This window comes from Microbacterium maritypicum MF109 (genome assembly GCF_000455825.1).
Classification (GTDB): Bacteria; Actinomycetota; Actinomycetes; order Actinomycetales; family Microbacteriaceae; genus Microbacterium; species Microbacterium maritypicum_A.
Map to the genome: position 1 here is coordinate 1 of NZ_ATAO01000103.1, position 206 is coordinate 206.

Annotated in this window: 1 protein-coding gene; it reads right to left on the reverse strand. The window is 68.9% G+C overall.

The window, feature by feature from the left end:
* Positions 1-206, reverse strand: a 206-nt coding sequence (locus tag L687_RS42110; protein WP_167540691.1) for a potassium-transporting ATPase subunit KdpA, incomplete at both ends; no start/stop codon positions are given.

Here is a 206-nt window from a genome sequence, read left to right on the forward strand (position 1 = left end):
GGTCTCCGACCATGCGGCCGAACGTGCGGGGGAGGGCGAACGGGATCACGAGGATCAGCAGCACCTGCAGCAGGTTGGTGAAGCCGGTCGGGTTCTCGAAGGGGTGCGCCGAGTTGGCGTTGAAGAAGCCGCCGCCGTTGGTGCCGAGGAGCTTGATCGCCTCCTGCGAGGCCACCGGGCCGCCCGGGATGCTCTGTGTGCCACCG